10 protein-coding genes are annotated in these 18,553 nt (G+C 44.7%); 4 read left to right on the top strand and 6 right to left on the bottom strand.

The genetic code is table 11. From position 1 onward, the window contains the following. Positions 1-24: 24 nt before the first annotated feature. Positions 25-1,239 carry a glucose-1-phosphate adenylyltransferase gene (gene glgC / locus EXZ60_RS09045; RefSeq protein WP_013867890.1) on the top strand — a complete coding sequence of 405 codons (1,215 nt, stop codon included), beginning with the start codon at positions 25-27 and terminating at the stop codon, positions 1,237-1,239. 111 nt (positions 1,240-1,350) lie between these two features. Here glgC and EXZ60_RS09040 read toward each other — a convergent pair whose 3' ends face one another. Together EXZ60_RS09040 and EXZ60_RS09035 are read right to left on the bottom strand one after the other, a co-directional pair. Next, positions 1,351-4,506 carry a glycosyl hydrolase family 18 protein gene (locus EXZ60_RS09040; RefSeq protein ID WP_277435589.1) on the bottom strand — a complete coding sequence of 1,052 codons (3,156 nt, stop codon included), beginning with the start codon at positions 4,504-4,506 and terminating at the stop codon, positions 1,351-1,353. A gap of 356 nt (positions 4,507-4,862) precedes the next feature. Beyond that, a complete protein-coding gene (locus tag EXZ60_RS09035; protein ID WP_017047225.1) occupies positions 4,863-5,744 on the bottom strand; it encodes an AraC family transcriptional regulator in 882 nt (293 codons plus the stop codon). Between the two features lie 165 nt (positions 5,745-5,909). On the opposite strand from EXZ60_RS09035, the gene EXZ60_RS09030 reads away from it, so the two are divergent. Next, the gene (locus EXZ60_RS09030) at positions 5,910-7,058 is read left to right on the top strand and encodes an iron-containing alcohol dehydrogenase (RefSeq protein ID WP_277435588.1); all 1,149 of its coding nucleotides are present in this window, start codon (positions 5,910-5,912) and stop codon (positions 7,056-7,058) included. Positions 7,059-7,250: 192 nt separating this feature from the next. Here EXZ60_RS09030 and EXZ60_RS09025 read toward each other — a convergent pair whose 3' ends face one another. Genes EXZ60_RS09025 through EXZ60_RS09015 form a run of 3 tightly spaced genes read right to left on the bottom strand, consistent with a single transcriptional unit; the run spans position 7,251 to position 12,206 of the window. After that, positions 7,251-8,519, bottom strand: a complete 1,269-nt coding sequence (locus tag EXZ60_RS09025) for a sigma-54 dependent transcriptional regulator (RefSeq protein WP_277435587.1) — start codon at positions 8,517-8,519, stop codon at positions 7,251-7,253. After that, positions 8,509-10,857: an ATP-binding protein gene (locus EXZ60_RS09020; protein WP_277435586.1), complete on the bottom strand. Its 2,349-nt coding sequence runs from the start codon at positions 10,855-10,857 to the stop codon at positions 8,509-8,511. Before EXZ60_RS09020 ends, EXZ60_RS09025 begins: the two co-directional genes overlap by 11 nt. Further along, positions 10,854-12,206 carry an ABC transporter substrate-binding protein gene (locus EXZ60_RS09015; RefSeq protein WP_277435585.1) on the bottom strand — a complete coding sequence of 451 codons (1,353 nt, stop codon included), beginning with the start codon at positions 12,204-12,206 and terminating at the stop codon, positions 10,854-10,856. The genes EXZ60_RS09020 and EXZ60_RS09015 overlap by 4 nt, the downstream gene beginning before the upstream one ends. A 275-nt stretch (positions 12,207-12,481) precedes the next feature. Here EXZ60_RS09015 and EXZ60_RS09010 point away from each other — a divergent pair, with 275 nt between their 5' ends. Beyond that, a complete protein-coding gene (locus EXZ60_RS09010; protein WP_026028333.1) occupies positions 12,482-13,861 on the top strand; it encodes an MFS transporter in 1,380 nt (459 codons plus the stop codon). A 187-nt stretch (positions 13,862-14,048) separates the two neighbouring features. Beyond that, a complete protein-coding gene (gene pyk, locus EXZ60_RS09005; RefSeq protein ID WP_277435584.1) occupies positions 14,049-15,512 on the top strand; it encodes a pyruvate kinase in 1,464 nt (487 codons plus the stop codon). Positions 15,513-15,655: 143 nt separating this feature from the next. Here pyk and torS read toward each other — a convergent pair whose 3' ends face one another. Further along, entirely contained in the window at positions 15,656-18,553 is a 2,898-nt protein-coding gene (torS, locus tag EXZ60_RS09000) for a TMAO reductase system sensor histidine kinase/response regulator TorS (RefSeq protein WP_277435583.1), read from the bottom strand.

Below are 18,553 nucleotides of genomic sequence, written 5' to 3'. Positions count from 1 at the left end.
TGCACATATTTAGGGAGAAATAAGATGCAAGAAACACTAACCGTTGTGTTAGCCGGTGGCGTCGGTTCGCGGCTATCTCCGCTAACCGATGACAGAGCAAAACCGGCTGTACCCTTTGGTGGAAAATATCGAATCATTGATTTTACACTCACCAACTGCCTACACTCAGGGCTGCGAAAGATTTTGGTCCTGACTCAATATAAATCTCATTCATTACAAAAACATTTACGTGATGGCTGGTCTATTTTCAATCCAGAACTCGGCGAATTCATTTCTGTGATCCCCCCGCAGATGAGAAAAGGCGGAAAATGGTACGAAGGAACGGCGGACGCTATCTATCACAATATGTGGCTACTTTCACGCAGTGATGCCAAACACGTCGTTGTTTTATCTGGTGATCATATCTACCGGATGGACTATGCCTCTATGCTCGAAGCTCATAAGCAAAAAAATGCTGCACTGACTATCGCCTGCATGGATGTCCCAAGAGAACAAGCTTCTGCCTTTGGCGTGATGAATGTGGATAATGACTTCAAGATCACCTCATTCATCGAAAAACCAAGTGACCCACCCTCCATGCCTAATAATCCGCATCGCAGCTTAGTTTCTATGGGGATCTACATTTTTGATATGGAAGTATTAAAAAGTGCTTTGATTAATGATGCTGAACTGGAAAACTCGAGTCACGATTTTGGCAATGACATCATTCCCAAATTGATTGAAAGCCATGCTGTTTATGCGTATGAGTTTTGCGGTGACCGGGGGCGAGTCGCTAAAGATTGTTACTGGCGAGATGTCGGAACACTTGATTCTTTTTATAACGCTAACATGGATTTACTCGAACCCGTTCCACCAATGAACTTATACCAAAAAAACTGGGCCATTCGAACATACGAAGCGCAATACCCACCTGCGCGCACGGTTTCTTCTGCAACAGGTAACGAAGGTATATTCATTAATTCGATTATTTCAAACGGTGTGATTAACTCTGGAGGTTCTGTACAACACTCCATTATTTCTTCAAACGTCAGAATTGATGATGGTGCAACAGTGGTCGATAGCATTTTATTTGATGATGTTGAAGTCGGCGCAGGGTGTCAGCTCATGAGATGTATTATTGATAAACATGTAAAAATCCCTCCACATACCCAAATTGGCTTAAACCCAGTTGAAGATGCCCAGCGTTTCCGTATTTCAGAAAATGGCATTGTTGTGGTACCCGAAAGTTATCAATTCTAAACCTATATTTTTTGCCCACTCAATTTATCCCTCATTAAAATGAAGCCTTAGCACACGCTAAGGCTTCTTACTTTACACTGAGTTCAAAACATACCGATTAATCACGCTTAGTTATGGGCACGTTGTTGCATCCCAAAACCAATTTGACTGAGTCGGTGACTCCCAAACGCCGGGGTTGTTTTTGGCAATAAAACATTTCCCGTTGTAAGTCACAACATCGCCAGTTTTCACCTGTGTAGATCCGGGAACCCAAGTAATGACATTGCTAGGATTCGTGGTACCACCGGTATCGCCACCGCCAGTATCTCCACCGTCACTGCCACCAGAAGATAGGTCAGCAAGTGGAAGATCCGGTTGTTCAAACTTGAAGGCGTAATCGACACCATTAATGTTTACGCTGTAATTTGCAGGCCCAGAAATAGGCAGATAGTAAACCATATCCAACTCATACACGCCGCCTGCGGGCAGAGCTTTCCAATTAGGTAAACTAAACGCTACGCGGTGCATGACACCGTCTAAACCACCGACGTTGTTGGCGCGAGTATGGCCAGAAGCAATCACCTTCAAACCACCACCAGATTGGTCTTTAGCATTATCCGGTGCAGATACGGGGATATCAAACTGGAACTCAGTACCACCTGGGATCTCTTGACCTGTGTTGTTAGTAAAGCTGATTTTCGGATTGATTGGGTAGTTTTGATCACCCACCTTAAATCCACCAACGGAGACCGCGATGTCTACGGTTTCACTGGCAATCGTTCCTGTTGCAAGCGTGTTACCATAAGGCGTTGCCGACTTAAACTTGTCATAAATTGCTTTCGTCATGGTATTACCCATGTGGTATTCGCCATTTCCACTTGCACAAGCTTGCTCTGTTGAATCCACTTGAGTGCGTTGACCATTAGCGTCCAAGACATAACAGTTATAATCGCCTGCTAACTCCCAAAACATGATGCCGCCGATCTCTTTATCGATGACATAATCGGCTTTGGTGTTGATAGACTCTTTATCTTCAGTTGATAAGAACACCCCTTTATCGGCATTCCACAGCCAAGGCGCGACAGCAACGCTGTCGTAGTGACGTTGGTAAAGACCGACAAGTTGATCGGCAGGCTCATTCACTGGATCAAGGTTATAAGCTTGGGCGTAAGAGCCCCAAATTCCCTTCTCTAGGTTTTTGGCATGCCACATTGGGTTTGAACCTGCGCCCATCTCGTTTCCTTTCGGATCGGTGTCGTGCCACATGTTGTCAATACCCACCGCGCCGTGGCCACAGTTGTTTTTCTCACCCTCACCAGTGCCCGGAGCACATTCCGCTTGGTTAGGTAATGCCGCTCGCCCCCATAAACCATTCTCTCCACCCGTGACACCTTGCCAGCCACGCGTGTAGTAAGGAACACCAATGTTGATGCGCCCTGCGGGCATAGAGCCGCGGAAATAGTGATAAGCCCAGTCAGTGTTGAGATAACCAATACCACCGTATTGAGCCGTACCATACACGTTCCACTGTGCTAACTCTGAATCTTTACCAGTATCGTACAAAGCCGCGTTGTGACCCACGTGATCATTCCATGCGCCGTGTAAGTCATAAGACATGATGTTCACATAATCAAGATACTGAGTGACATCAAATGTCTCCATACCACGCAATAGATAACCAGAAGATGGTGCTGCGATCGTCAGCATGTAATGGTGGCCATCTTGTGCCGATGCTTGATCAAGCTTCTGACGTAGTACCTTCATTAACTCTTGGTACGACGCCCATAAATAAGCACGGCGAGGTTCCATAATCGCTTTATCATCTGGATTACCTGCGCCCGCCATTGAGGTTGGATATTCATAGTCGATATCGACACCATCGAATTGATATTTACGAATCATTTCAACAGCCGATGTTGCAAATTTTTCAATACCAGCGTGGTTGATAGAGCCATCCGCGTTGGTTGTCATCGTATAAAAACCACCATCGGCGACACGGTTGCCTGCCGTATCAAAGTGCCCGCCAGTTTCAGCCCAGCCTCCGATAGAAATTAAGGTCTTAACATCAAATTTTTTCTTCGCTGTTGCCAACGCACCAAAATGACCTTTAAAGCCTAATGCAGGATCAATCTCAACCCCTGGCCACTCTTTGCCCACTGCCGCATTATTGGGATCGTTCACATCGCCTACATTCACTTTGCCATCGGAACCTATGCTGACGAAGGCATAGTTAATGTGCGTGAGCTGCTCCCACGGGATGTCTTTTACAAGGTAAGCCGATTGCGGATCATCACCCGCACGCCAACTGGTGAAATAACCGATAACACGACGTGGATGATCCGCCCCCATGATCTCACGACCTTCCGCATCGTAAACAGTGCAATAAGGTACATTCACACCTTCGGTTTGATATAAACCATCAGGACGACAATTATTAGCTATTGGCGCGCCATTGACTGTTAAAGTCGCTAACGTGGAATCTGTCGTCGCACCAAGGTTATCAGTGGCGCGTGCAAACACCGCCAAGTTACCCGCTTTTGTCGCGGTGTATTCTAAGGTATACGGAGCACTAACAGCTGTTCCAACCAGCGTTCCCGCAACGAAGAAATCAACTTTATCGACGCTTCCATCAGTATCAGCAGCGTTTGCGGTTAAGGTGACTAAAGCCCCCACGTCAACGGAGACCGCAGAGAGCGTAATATCAACAGTTGGAGCCTGGTTGCCTGGTTGTTGTGCCTCTTTCACCGTTAAGGTCGTTGCACTTTTCACGCTGGCATCACCTTTATCATCGATGGCTACAACACTGAATTCATGCTGACCAGCGGTTGCGACCCACGTGGCTTTATAAGGTGCCGTGGTGACTATACCCACAATTGCACCATCGACAGAAAACTCGACTCGAGCAACGCTGCCGTCACTATCGGTTGCGTTCGCACTTAATATTACGGTATCACCGACAGCAATCACATCTGCTGCGGAAGGTGAAGAGAGATTCGCGGTCGGTAGCTGGTTCTCACCACCGGAAGTGGCGCAAACATCCAACACTTTCCACTGGGCATAATCACCAGAAAAGTTGGCTGGATCGTTACCTTGAGTCCAATAGTTAGCTTGGTAGGCGGTACCACTGTGCTGAACCTTGTTACCGCCAGTATAAACTTTTGACGATTCCCAAGGGCTTAGTGTCGTGCAATCAACGGCTGCATAGCTGTTAAAAGCCATCAAGCAAGAGGCCGTTAAAGTGCTCAGTGTAAAAACACCCTTTGCCACTGTCCTGTTGTTTAAATGCATAGCTGCTCATTCCTTAAGTTATTGTTTCACTATAAAAAGCCTCGTATCAAGAAGAAACCAGACTTTAATTCTCACGTGAAACAACTGTAGGACAGAGCGATAAATAAGCACCTCAATTTGTTCAAATATCAAAAATCACTCGCAACAAGTTGCACTATTTCTGCAAAAGAGACATCGTTATTTTGCATCAACAACTAATTATTGGTTAATTTTCCGATTCTAAAAAAAGCGCCGAAATCAGAACAATATACGGACTGCCTGCCGGTTATTTAACTTACACACTATCAAAAAGAGCAAAAAATATGCAACAACACTAATTGTTACAAAAATGTAGAGTTTAACTTTATGCGCTATTTCTAACGCTGTACTCCTCTTGGGGTTTCATTAAAATGTCGCTTATATTCTCGACTAAACTGAGATGCGCTGGCATAACCAACTAAGCGAGCGGCATCGTTCACACGCTTGCCTTCCACACGAATCAGCTCTTTCGCTCTGTTAAGCCTGACTTTTTTTAAATATTGTAAAGGAGATTCTAACGTCACCAGCCTAAAGGCGTGGTGAAACGCCGAAACACTCATATTGGCTTCTTCGGCGAGTAACTGAACGGTAATGGACTGATCATATTCTTGATGTACTTTACTCAACGCTTTGGCTATCCGGGCGTAGTGTCCTTCTTGATGAGCGAGATCAAAAAGCACATAACCGTGCTCGCTGGTTAATGCCCGAAACACAATCTCCTCGACTAAGCTTTCGCCAAGCACTTTAGCTTCAAGATCATCAACCAATGCAGACATCAAACGAATCGCACTTGCTTGCATCTTTGCGCCCATTTCTACTGATTTCAGCCCGCATTTTGATTTGTCTATGCAATCAGATAAAAAACCAGAAGCCTCAAGTCGATCAACCTGTTTAAGGAGAAGTGAGTGATCGATATTAATAGTCAAGCCCAATAACGGTTCACTTTCTGACGCAAAAGCTTCGCACTCAAGTGGTAAAGGTACCCCAACAACCAAGTAATCATTGGGGCCATAATTTACGGGTTGGCTACCAATATGAATGCGTTTATGTCCTTGCCCCAACAATATGATACCGGATTGATACACAAGGGGTTGTCTACCATTACCGCGGCTGCTGCGATAAAACAATACGCCCGGCACTGCCGTTTGGTGAATACCTTCCAAATGATCTAAAGATTGTTTTTCAATGTATTGCTGCATCAGTTGCGCCAATTTACTCATAATGCCCCCTTATCAAAACTGAAGGAAGAATACGACAATTAGAGAATTAGGCAATTAATTTCGAGAAATTGGTCTATATTGACTGGATAATTAATACTAATATGCACATCGTAAAACACTGCCTTGGAGGCGCCGCCTCCTTTTCTATAAGCAAAGGTGAGAATAATGAAATTTACTTATGTTAACCCTACTCTAATTCACTTCGGCCAAGGCCAAATCTCGGCGATCAGTCAGGCGATTCCAAATGACCAAAAAGTACTGGTGATCTACGGTGGCGGTTCGATCAAAAAAAATGGTGTTTATGACCAAGTCGTGAGTGCACTCACTGACCACCAATGGGTCGAGTTTTCAGGTGTAGAAGCAAACCCAACCAAAGAAACCTTAGATAAAGCGGTTGCTATCGTCAAAGAACAGGAGATCGACTTTATTCTTGCCGTGGGTGGTGGTTCGGTTATCGACGGTTCAAAATACGTTGCCGCGGCAGCTAAGTATGATGGGGATGGCTGGGACATCATGGTGGGTAAACATCAAGTTACTGAAGCTACGCCTATCGGTGCAATTCTGACTCTGCCAGCAACCGGTTCTGAATCCAACATGGGCGCGGTCATTACCAAAGCACAAACACAAGACAAACTGGCTTTTATGGCTCCAGCGGTACAGCCTAAGTTCGCAGTGCTTGATCCAGATGTAATGAAATCACTGCCTGAGCGCCAGTTGATCAACGGTATTGTTGATGCTTGGGTACACGTCTGTGAGCAATATTTAACCTTGCCAACCAATGCGATGGTTCAAGACGGCTATGCCGAAACTTTACTTAAAAACTTGCTGGTATTGGGTCAACAATATGACCAGCGTGATAATGATGGATGGCGAGCAAACCTGATGTGGACAGCGAACCAAGCACTAAATGGCCTGATCGGTACTGGCGTTCCACAAGATTGGGCGACTCATATGATTGGTCACGAGTTCACCGCATTATGGCATGTTGATCACGCCCGTTCGCTAGCGATTGTGCAGCCTTCCCTACTGCGCAATCAACTTGAGAACAAACGCGCTAAACTTGAGCAAATGGGCAAAAATGTCTTTGGACTCAATCAAACTAGCGATCTTGCCTTACGCACAATCGATGCGATTGAAGCCTTCTACCACAGCTTGAATGTTCCAACTCAATTTGCGGATCATAACAGTAGTAAGCAAGCGGCCATAGACGCAGTTATCGCTCAATTGAACGCACATGGAATGCTTGTTTTGGGTGAACAGCAAGCCATCACGCTTGAAAAATCACGGGAAATTTTGGAACAAGCTATCATTTAGCCTCATTTTTTAGACGAGTGAATAGTGATTTCCACATTCCAATAGCATAGATTCAGCTACATCAAGCAGCGCAATTGGGCGCTGCTTTTTTTGTACTTTTTTTTGTACTTTTTTGTATTGGATACTTTATGTAGCGGCCTTTCATTACCATGCCAGCATTACCAAACTGATCCACCACCTAAAATTGAAAAACTAATAACGACTTTTAAAGTCATCCTTTTCTAAACCATGTTTTTTCATTCGTAAGTAGAGCTTTTTACGCGGTACTTGCAGATAATTTGCGGCATCAGCGACGCGACCAGAATGGAGAAATAATGCATCTTCAATGATTTGCTTTTCGTAATCATCCACCAATTCATCAAGCGGTGATAAAAGATCAGACTGATTGTACAAACGCTCTTTTCCCGTCAGTTTTACAATACCTATCGCATATAATTCAGCTACATTTCTCAGCTCTCGTACATTTCCCGGCCATTGATGTGCACGCAGTAGCGACAAATAACTCAGTTCTACCGCTGGCAAAGGTTTCGCCAATTTATTACAACTCTGCTTGAGAAAATAATGGAACAAAGTAGCGATATCATCGGGACGATGTCGAAGTACAGGCACCTCTATCACGCCTTGGTTTAGCAAATAATAGAGTTCTGGCTGCAACCGATTAGCCGTAATCAAGGCCTCAGGTTCCGTACCTAAAATAGCAATAACGCGCGTTCGAGCTTTGCTTAGGCGTTCTTGGTTAAGCATCCTCTGAGTCAAATAACGCTGCAATTCTTCAGAAAGTAATTCGATGTGGTCTATTAGCAATGTACCGTTTTCACTTGCATCTAATTTTTGTTCAATCTGTGCGAGCGTGGTCGCTGATGAAACGGTTAATTCCACCAGCGATGAAGCATGATTACCCTGTGTCAGTTGGTGGATGAGATATGCAATAGTATGCCGCCCAACACCCGATTCTCCACAAATAACAACATGACTGTTGAGCATTGAATACTGAGCAACATGGTGGCGAATTTGCCCCATTTGAGCGGATTTTCCGATGAGTTCGCATTTGATTGAGTTGGCCATAGCCGTTTTTTGTTGTACAAAATGACGACGAATATCGAGATTTTTCTTCACTAAGCTAAATAACTCCGCAGGATTGATTGGCTTTTCAAGAAAATCGCATGCCCCTATTTTGACCGCCTCTACCGCCATAGGAATGTCTCCGTGGCCAGTAATGACAATCACAGGAATATGCTCATCAATCGATTTAATCGCTTTAAGCAATTCAATGCCGTTCATTTGTGGCATATAGACATCAAGCAATATCACTCCAGCCCAATCAGAATGGATAAACTCACACGCTTTGGTGGGGTTAAGAAGTGCTTTTGATGGCAAATTAGCTATCGACATAAGATGCGAATATGAGTCAAGGACATCTTGGTCATCATCAATCAATAAAACAGAATAATTATGATTCATAAGGCAACTCCAGCACGACCATTGCACCTCGGCTGACTGTCGAGGCAAGATAAATTTGACCCTTTATTTTTCCTATGAGCGAGCGGCAAATATTCAGCCCTAAGCCCAACCCTACTTCTTTGGTCGTGGTAAAGGGCGTAAAGAGTTTTTCAACGACATCATGAGCAAATCCAGCCCCTGAATCGCATACTGCAACAACGTGATGCGTTGGCGTACTCGACAGCAATATCACGTCAACTTTTTTGTGCTCACATCCCACAACCGCTTCACAGCCATTTACCAACAAATTAATCAATACCTGTTCCAAGCCGATTTGATCTGCAATGACTTGAATTGGTTGATGAATATGGCTTTGCAATACTATCTGTTGACGTTTCGCTTTCGTTTCAACCAACAACATAGCCTGACCGATAACGTCAGTAATCAAGACAGGGGTAAGGGTTTCATCACTGCTACTTTTACGAGAAAAATGACGTAACCCATTGATGATTTTGCCCATTCGCTCTGTTAAATGTTCAATATGATCGATGGAATGTCTGATTTGCTCTGTTTTCTTCTGCTCTAAAGCAAGGTTTACGCTATAGAGATAAGTCGACATCGCGCTTAATGGTTGATTCAATTCGTGCGCTAAACTGGTCATCGTTTGCCCGACCACCGCCATTTTAGCGGCTTGTACTAACTCACTTTGTGTTTTTTTAAGATGGTTTTCGGTCCGGTGGTGCTGCTCAATTTCAGCGAGTAACTGATGATTTTTTTCACGTAATGAATGAGTTTTTGCTCGAACTCGCTCTTCTAATAATCGATTAGCGTGCTCTTGATCGGTAACATCCGTAATCGTGATGATAACTTTATCGCTTAAACCGTGGGTATACTTACGTAAATACAAGCGCAAGTAATAAGGTTTATTTACATCGCCTAACGATAACGTAATCACATCTGCACCATTTTCGATCAACTTAGCCTCTGGGTTAAACAGTGCTTGCAACTGCGATTGAGTTGACGTTGAAAAACAGAGCCAAAAGGCTTTCGGGTCCTCATTCTGGTCTATATTCAAGCGAACACGAGCGCTTAAGTTAGCCGATTCAATATAACCATCCAAATCACAAGTGATTAAACTCGCTTGCGTATTGTTAATCAAACTCAGTGCGTTGGTTCGATCCATTTCCTCCACTTTTTTACCATACTGAACCAATTTTTCACTGATCCGGCCAATTTCATCTCTGCCGTCTACCACAATAGGGTGTGAAAGATCATTATGAATGATGGCATCTAAACTGTCGCTAAGGCGGTTAAGTCGGCCCACAATCCGACGATTGATGAAATAGTAAGTCAAAAATAAACTGATAATGATCGATAAGCTAAAGCAGACAAACAGAATACGGTTACCATGAGAAACCAGTTCCGTGGTCTCTTTTTTCGCTTGAACAAACGACTCATCGGCGTTGGCGACCAACATCGCAATATCAGTATGTTGGTGGAGAAGCTGTTGCTGAACTTCAGCTCGAATATCATCAAGCTGGGCATTTAAACGCACCATAGAACGTAAGTTTTGATGGAAAGAGCCATTCAAACTCAATACATCCATTAGCTCACTGAGTAATTGTTGATAGGCGATGGTTGCAGGTTGTGAAAAAATCGGCGCACTCTGTGCGTACAGTTCTTCAAGGCGGTACTGTAGTACTTTCATGCCATTATTCACTTGGCTAATATGCTTAGATTGGATGAGCTCTTTTGCGAACATAAACGTTTGAGCCTCACCATCTAGGATAGACTGGACAGCCCCTAAACTCGCAAACAGCATGTCGCTTTCATTGCCTTTCATTTTACGCTCTAGCTGCCACTGTATTTCTTGGCGCAGCGGGGTCAACTCAGAACCAATATCTTGATGTAGCCATTGGATCTGCTCTTGAAGTAACTCAATTTGACGACTTTGATCAATCCGTTGCCCGACCAGAAGACCAAATTGCTCACTAAGATTACGTAGCCGTTGATACCCAGCAAGCAGCCGTTGCTGCTCGCTGTTCAATTCAATCTCGCTTAATATTTTGCTGATCGTCGTTAAATTGTTATCCAAACGTTGCCGTTGCTCATCCAACTCAACTTTGTTACGCGTATTTGAGATGATTTCGATCCGTCTTTTAATTTCCGAACTACTGCTTTCGAGCAGATAACTGGCATTATATTTAGGAACACTTTTATCAAGCAGCTCGCTCACTTGATTATCTAAACTATTCCATGTTCCCCATGCGACGATGCTGACAATCGTCAACAGCAAGGTACTACAAGCAAAGGCTAAAACCAGTCTCGCGCCAATCGTGTTGTATTTCGGAAAAATCATGGCGTATCGACCCGGTCCAAGTTTTTTAGATCGGACAAAGCTTCTTCTAAGGTTAATGCCAACTGCATCTTCCAACGGTGCGTCAGCTCCGCTACTTGCATAGAAATGGCGGCGGAGTGTGTCTCATACTGCACATCATCAACACTGATTTTTTGCCATGACTGATATACCACGGCTAACTCTGTTTCGGTCACAGGTAAAGAGAACACTCGAGTTTCAATATTTTCAATGAGCTTCAGAGCGAGTTCATTGTGTGCGTACTTGGTTTTAGCATGATTGATTGCGAGCCAAGTGTCTTTTAACTGAGGTAAGCGTTTGGTAATCGCAATTTCAAACAATAAGTTAACTAACTCCTCACGATGTGTAATGGATGCCATGGACAACTGTGTATATGCCTCATTAAACAGGGATTTATCGTTTATCGCATGTTTAGAAAAATCATTGCTATCCATATTCGTTTGTACCGATTTTGACATCAATAAATCGATGAATGCCTTCGCATATTGATCATTTTCACGCAGGCTCACTTGGGCGACGTATGTGGGCATTAGGGTAAAACTTTCATCATAGCGAAATTGAACGTGCTCAAATTTTCGTTCTAATATGCTGGCATAGCTATCAATCGTTGGGCCTATCCCAAATTGCCCTTTGGCTACATAATCACTCACACCAAAACTGCGTGAGGAAATTGTCCCTAAATTTGCCCCCACGTTCAGTAAAATCCGCCACCCTTGTTGCCAACCATATTTAGCAAGAATGCTCTCGACCATTAACTGAGTAGTACCCGAACGTGTTGGCGTACTCATCGTGATGTGGTCAAAATAGATAAAATTAGCCAGATCGGTGAACGACGTAGGCGTCGGTAAATGATGTAAGCTGAGATAGTCACGATTCCATACCAAACCAGCGCCAGAATAGCCTATCGTCACGACTTTATCAGTTGGCGGTAACATGTAGGGTTTTAACCATTCTGGTGGTTGCAAATGGACAGGTAAGGTTGCGAGCTTATTGCTATTTGCTAAATGCTGCATTAAAAAAGGCGATGAGCTCAGCACTACATCAATATTCTGGATATAGCTTTTATTAAGCAGTTGAATACTCGATTGTGCTCTACGGTGGACAACTTGCACATCAACCCCTTGATACTGTTTGCTGAACTCTTCAATAAGAGGTAGCAAGGGTTCACGTGAAAATGTAGTCAGTATGACTAACTCATTCTCTTTTGCATAAGCGGTATTGATAGCCGCCGCTATCGATCCTAGTAGCACCATCCATTTGCACCAGCGTAATAAGGTACAAGAACGGAAAACCGCTTTTAAATCATAAAACCCTAAAAATTGTGCGTTCACTCAAAACTCTACCGTTTAGCTAAAAATAAATTATTAAACATTTGTGTCAGTTATGACGCAAAACAGCGTATTACAATTTCAATTTTATCAGCAAAACATAATTTACCCTTCGCTGAATTCCCATTTTTGACCCATTCACACTCTCAATTTGAGTCATTTCTGCCTCAAATTGGCACTTTTGAGCCCCATACCCATTTGTTTGAAGATGCATTCCGACAACGAAACAACCCTATTTAGTAATAACCCTATTTAGTATTTGATGAATGGAGAGCTCCATGCTTAACTTTTTTAAAACTCGCCCAGATCTACCGCTATCGGATAGCTCTGAGGGCGCAATGCAATCGCGTTTCAAAAGTTTTCAATGGCAAGTATTCTTAGGCTTAGTCTTTGGATACGCCATGTTCTATGTGGTTCGTATGAGTTTAGGCGTCGTTAAAAAACCGATGCTTGATGCGGGCATCGTATCGATAGAAGAACTCGGGATCATGGGATCAGCCTTCTTCTTCACCTACGCATTTGGTAAGTTTTCGAACGGTTTCCTTTCTGACTACGCCAACATCGGCCGATTTATGTCGTTCTCACTACTGCTTTCCGGTGCCACTGCCATATTCATGGGGTTGAACACCACGGCATTCTTCTTTGTGTTACTTTGGGCCGTCAATGGTTGGTTCCAATCGGTGGGTTCTGCGCCTTCTTGCGTCTCGCTTTTCCAATGGTTCTCACCTAAACAACGCGGAAGCCGTTATTCAATTTGGGGAGGATCTCGAAATATCGGCGAAGGCATCACTTGGATTCTAACAGCAACGCTAGTGAGTTATTTAGGTTGGCAAGCAGGTTTCATCGGTGCGGGCATTGCTGCCATCATCGCTGCATTGATTATGTTCTTTGTACTGAAAGATCGTCCGCAAACCTATGGTTTACCTGATGTTGCAACAGCATTTGGTGAAGAGCCCGAGTTCAAAAAAGCCAACGATCCAAAAGAAACACGTCGCGCTCAACTGTTCATTTTGAAGCAGCCGACTGTCTGGCTGATTGCCGCTGCTTGTGCCGCGATGTATATCTCTCGCTATGCGATGTCTTCTTGGGCGGTGTTATACCTACAAGAAACCAAAGGCTATTCACTGATTGATGCTGGTTTTGCAATGTCCACTTACCCTATTGCAGGCCTCGCGGGCGCTATTTTGTCTGGTATCATTTCAGATAAAGTATTCAACGCTAACCGTCATATCCCAACGCTACTTTACGGATTTGCCAACATTGCAGGTATGTGCTTGATGTTCTTCGGCCCCGATAACCGTATGGTAGATGCTGTTGCTCTAGGCTTAATTGGCTTTGCGATTGGCGGGCTTGTCGTATTTCTTGCTGGCCTAACGGCTTGTGACTTAATGCCTAAAAATGCCGTCGGTGCCGTAAAGGGCTTTATTGGTTTGTTCTCTTACTTAGCCGCTTCGGCTCAAGAACTGGTGTCTTCATCATTGATTAAAATGACGGAAGTGGATGGCGTAACCAAATATGACTTTACTCAAGCACAATATTTCTGGTTGGCCGCTGGCGTGATTTCTTTACTGCTTGCGACTACGGTATGGAATGCCAAGAAAGTAACGGATATTGATGCTCCTACGGGCCAGATACTGGAAACGAAACCAAGTCTCTAATCTATAACACCCTTGATACAGGGAGGATAATCCTCCCTGTTATTTTCTTATTTTCATTCTTATTTTCTATATCCAAATCACTTGAAAAATCGACCGAATGTCGGCCGAGAGCAATGGACAAGTGCAATTAGCACCACCATAACTTCAAGTAAAATGGCTATAGCGAGTGTCGTTATAGGATACCACTATGTGTAAAACAAAAATCGTTGCAACGCTTGGCCCTGCAAGCCAAAGCCGTGAGATGATCACCAAGCTCATTAATGCTGGTGTTAACGTTGTACGTTTAAACTTTTCTCACGGCACCGCTGACGAGCATATTGAACGCGCGATGTTAGTACGTGACATTTCACAAAAGCTTGGTGTCAGTGTCGGCATATTAGTCGATTTACAAGGACCTAAGATCCGTATTTCCTGTTTTGAAGACGGTGCGATCACTCTAAAAGCGGGTGACTCATTTATTCTCGATGGGCTTCACCCCACAATGGCTGGTAACCAAGAACGTGTAGGCTTAGATTACCCGCAACTGATTCAAGACTTGAAGTTGGGTGATACTTTACTGCTTGATGATGGCCGAGTACAACTCCGGGTCGAAGAACTCAACAAACCACAGCAGTGGGTAAAAACTCGCGTCATAAACAACGGTAAGCTGTCTAATCGCAAAGGCATTAATTTGCTCGGTGGTGGCCTCTCCGCGCCAGCACTGACGGACAAAGACAAACGAGACATCATCACTGCCGCGAAACTCCAAGCCGATTTTCTAGCCGTCTCATTTCCACGTAATGCCCAGGATTTACATGAAGCGCGCCGGTTAGCGGTACAAGCCGGCTGTCATGCACACATTGTCGCCAAAGTAGAGCGAGCCGAAGTGGTAAGCGATCAAAAAAATATGGACGCGGTCATCAATGCATCCGACGTAGTGATGGTTGCTCGTGGTGATTTAGGCGTTGAAATCGGTGATGCTCGCCTACCTGGCGTACAAAAAGCGTTGATTGCGCGCTCAAACTATTTAGGCAAACCCGTTATCACCGCAACACAGATGCTGGAGTCGATGATTGACAACCCGCTGCCAACACGCGCAGAAGTGCTTGATGTAGCAAACGCGATTATTGATGGCACTGACGCTATTATGCTATCAGCAGAATCAGCGGCGGGAAGCTATCCCATTGAAGCAGTAGAAGCGATGGTGCGTATCGCTTATGGTGCAGAACAAGAGTTAGGCTGTGCGCAAAATTCATGGGATAAACTGCATCATTTGTGCAGCGATGCGGGCAAAAGCTTCGCGCTTTCTTCCATGATATCGGCGACTAAGGTTCACAAAGATCTTGGGGTCGCCATTTTAACTCAACAGGGAGAAACACCACTGTTGATGTCTCGCTGTCAAAGCCAAGCTACCATTTGGGCACTCTCCGACAGGCCTGAACTGCTGCGTAAATTAACCATTTTGCGCGGCGTTACACCAACCTATATTCCATCACTAGCGACACAAGCAGATTTGCTGTCTCAGCAAGTGCTTAATGCTCTGGCACAAGACGCAGCTAACCGCCATATTTCATCCATTTTGATGACACAATTAGAATCGATCGAAGGCGTGGGTGATATTAACGTCTGTCGTTTATTGACGTTGCCAGTAGTAAAAGAATTAGCCGCGTAGAATGTAGGGTTCTGCGCCGCTAATCATGAGATCATTAAAATTATTCAGTGATCTCAACACCTCCCCCTAAAAAACCTTGCTCCACAGGGAACTTGGCCTGCGCTTGTCGCAGGCCCTTTTTAATGATGCCAACAGCCAATTATTTATATAAACAGTAACCTGAGTGAATGGATGGATTGAGCGGCTAAGGCTTCTAATTCCGCTTGTAGCTCTTGATAAGTTTGCGCAGAGTCAGCACTTTTCTCAATGACTAAACACAGATCAAACAAGGCATGCAAACCTAAGCTGCCAGCTGAACCTTTCAATTTGTGTGCTAACGACTTAACGATCTGAGCCTGTTCCCTGGATTGACGAAACTCGTGTAGGTATTCATGCGTGCAATCGGCGAACAGCTCAATGATTTCATTCATCTTGTCACGCCCTAGCACTTCAATATCCGCGAGTAGGATCCGCTCGTCCATAATCGGACGAGCGGATTTTTGGCTATCCGAGGTTACGTGCGTAGGCACAATCAACTCAACGGGTAAGGTATTGTGTTCAATACGTTGCTGGACAAGTTGTGCAAGATCTTCTTTGACTAAAGGTTTGGGCAAATAGCCATCAAAACCAGCCGCTAAATAGCTTTCCACCTCTTCATTAAACACATGAGCCGAAATAGCAATCATCGGTGTGGGGCGTAGATGCGAATACTGTTCACGTTCGATAAGTTTGAGCTGCGCCAACAGCTCAACACCATTAATGTCAGGTAGATTAATATCGAGCAGTGCGATATCAAACCTGTGTTCACTAAACAGAACCCGAGCTTCAGCGCCTGTTTTCGCGGTGAGCACATTATGACCGAAACTGGCCAAAAACCCTTCAGCAACCATGCAGTTGACCGGGTTATCCTCCACCAGCAAGATGTTGGCCTCTCGCGTCGCGGCTATCGGCCTTTTAACCACTTCATCCACTGCCTCTCCTCGCTGTAAAGGAACAGTAAACTCAAAACGGCTTCCTTTGCCTAAATCTGATTCAAGCTTAAGCTCGCCGCCCATGGCTTCAACAAGCCGTTTGCTGATAGCCAAACCAAGCCCAGTACCGCCTTTGTAACTTTGCTCACTGGAAGCTTGAGTAAACGCATCAAACAGCCTGATTTGATCCTGTTCACTGACTCCAACACCGGAATCCGACACTTCAAATGTCACTTGATTAGGCATTTCAGCATCAAGACTGACATAAATATCCACATAACCTTGATCGGTAAATTTGATGGCATTACCCACAAGGTTAGTCAGCACTTGACCTAAGCGAGTCATATCGCCCACCCAAAAAGGAGCAACATCCAGTTCAATCTGCTTGGTAAATTCAAGCGACTTTTCTTCAGCACGTCCTTTCATCAGTTGGTAAACATCGTCCACCATTTGATGCAAATTAAAGTTGGCATTGCGAATTTCTAAGTGTCCGGCCTCAATTTTTGAATAATCCAGCACATCATTCAAAATGGACAACAAGGTGTGGCCGCTGCGGTTAATCACGTCCACATACTGGCGCTGTTGAACGGTTAATGGCATCTCTTGTAATAAACGAGCCGTGCCTAATACGCCATTCATTGGTGTGCGGATTTCATGGCTCATGGTAGCCAAAAATGCCGATTTAGCACGATTGGCTTGCTCGGCTAAGTTGCGAGCTTTGGCATGATTCAACACTTCCATATTGAGTTTCTCATTGGTGTGTTGTAATTGTTCTGTTCGCTCGGTAACCACTTCCTCTAAGTGCTCTTTGTGTTCTTGTAACGCCTCTCTCGCCTGCGCTTCACTTTCCGCCACCACTTTAAGAGACTGCGCGGTATTGCGAGCCGTGATGATCGCCTGCCCCATTTGCGCCAGTTCATCCTCTCCTTGGACTGCCACTTCAACCTGCAGTTGCCCTTTTGCGATGGATAACAGTGCCGATGAATATTCGGCTAAACGTTTTACCACCGACAGATAGACGACCTTCCACATAATGAAAGCTGCAATGAGAAGGCCAACCAAGGTTAATAAGGTCAATGTATACTGTGCCATGTTCAAGGTTGTAGAGAGCTGCGCAACAGCGTGAGTCGTTGTACGATTGGAGTCATCCACTAAGCGGCTGACGGTAGTATTGAGATCTGAAAACTGTACTAAGGTGTTTTGTGTGAGCGATTTCGCGACCTGTTCGTTATCATAGCGTTGCTGCAAAACACTAAAAACCACTTTGCGCTTTTCTAACTCATTAAGCAGCTCTGTCATTTGCTTCGAACGCGTCGGGTCTTCTACCGCGCGTACTCTGCGCTGCATGATGGTGAGGTTATGCAAAAACTCTGTTTGGATTTGTTGGATTCGCTCAACATCGGTAACCGTACGTGTCTCTTCGATGTGGCTGAGCATTTTGAACGCCAGCAAATGAAGCTCATGCAAGCGCTCTGAAAGATCGAGGTCCACTTCCACTAAAGCGTCTAACGCTTTGTACGCTTGTGACGTTTTATCGGCTTGTAACAAGTCATAAATATGCGTCACATTCGCCACTGCGATGGTACTGGTATTGAGCACTTGAGTGCGCGTCAGCTCTTCCAATTGCAGCGCCAGTTGTCGCATCTCTTCCACTCGAACACTTAAGTCATGTGCCAGATACAACTTACGCTCAACCGTAATACCAAGCTGAGCCAGTGTATCGATAACGCTTTGAACATCATTTTCTAGGCGCGTCAGCAGTTCTGAATCAAAAGAATCGGCACCCAACTGCTTGATGTGATTAAGCAAAGATTGAAGCTGATCGAAAAGCGCTTTGCCATACTGCTGGCGCTCTTGCTCTGTTTTTGAGTTGGTTAACATTTGCACAGACGTAATGATTCGTGTGCTTAACTCCGACACTTGACGCGCTTCCAGCATCGAAGGAATGGCAGAATTCACCACATTACGTTCGGTTTTAGCCACCAGCGAAAAACCAAACACACCGATCAACGCCGATAACAACACGAGCAGGGCCATTGCCGAAAAGGACAACATTAATTTTCGGCCAATACTGGCTTTGGCTAACAACAT

Origin of the sequence: Vibrio sp. 1151_11, assembly GCF_029478525.1 — a bacterium.
Taxonomy (GTDB): Bacteria; Pseudomonadota; Gammaproteobacteria; order Enterobacterales; family Vibrionaceae; genus Vibrio; species Vibrio anguillarum.
This window is presented reverse-complemented; position numbering and strand designations above follow the sequence as displayed.

Excerpts from the sequence above, each read along its gene's own strand:
- glgC (WP_013867890.1), top strand. The coding sequence starts at position 25 with ATGCAAGAAACACTAACCGTTGTGTTAGCCGGTGGCGTCGGTTCGCGG.
- EXZ60_RS09040 (WP_277435589.1), bottom strand. The coding sequence starts at position 4,506 with ATGCATTTAAACAACAGGACAGTGGCAAAGGGTGTTTTTACACTGAGC.
- EXZ60_RS09035 (WP_017047225.1), bottom strand. The coding sequence starts at position 5,744 with ATGAGTAAATTGGCGCAACTGATGCAGCAATACATTGAAAAACAATCT.
- EXZ60_RS09030 (WP_277435588.1), top strand. The coding sequence starts at position 5,910 with ATGAAATTTACTTATGTTAACCCTACTCTAATTCACTTCGGCCAAGGC.
- EXZ60_RS09025 (WP_277435587.1), bottom strand. The coding sequence starts at position 8,519 with ATGAATCATAATTATTCTGTTTTATTGATTGATGATGACCAAGATGTC.
- EXZ60_RS09020 (WP_277435586.1), bottom strand. The coding sequence starts at position 10,857 with ATGATTTTTCCGAAATACAACACGATTGGCGCGAGACTGGTTTTAGCC.
- EXZ60_RS09010 (WP_026028333.1), top strand. The coding sequence starts at position 12,482 with ATGCTTAACTTTTTTAAAACTCGCCCAGATCTACCGCTATCGGATAGC.
- pyk (WP_277435584.1), top strand. The coding sequence starts at position 14,049 with ATGTGTAAAACAAAAATCGTTGCAACGCTTGGCCCTGCAAGCCAAAGC.
- torS (WP_277435583.1), bottom strand. The coding sequence starts at position 18,553 with ATGTTGTTAGCCAAAGCCAGTATTGGCCGAAAATTAATGTTGTCCTTT.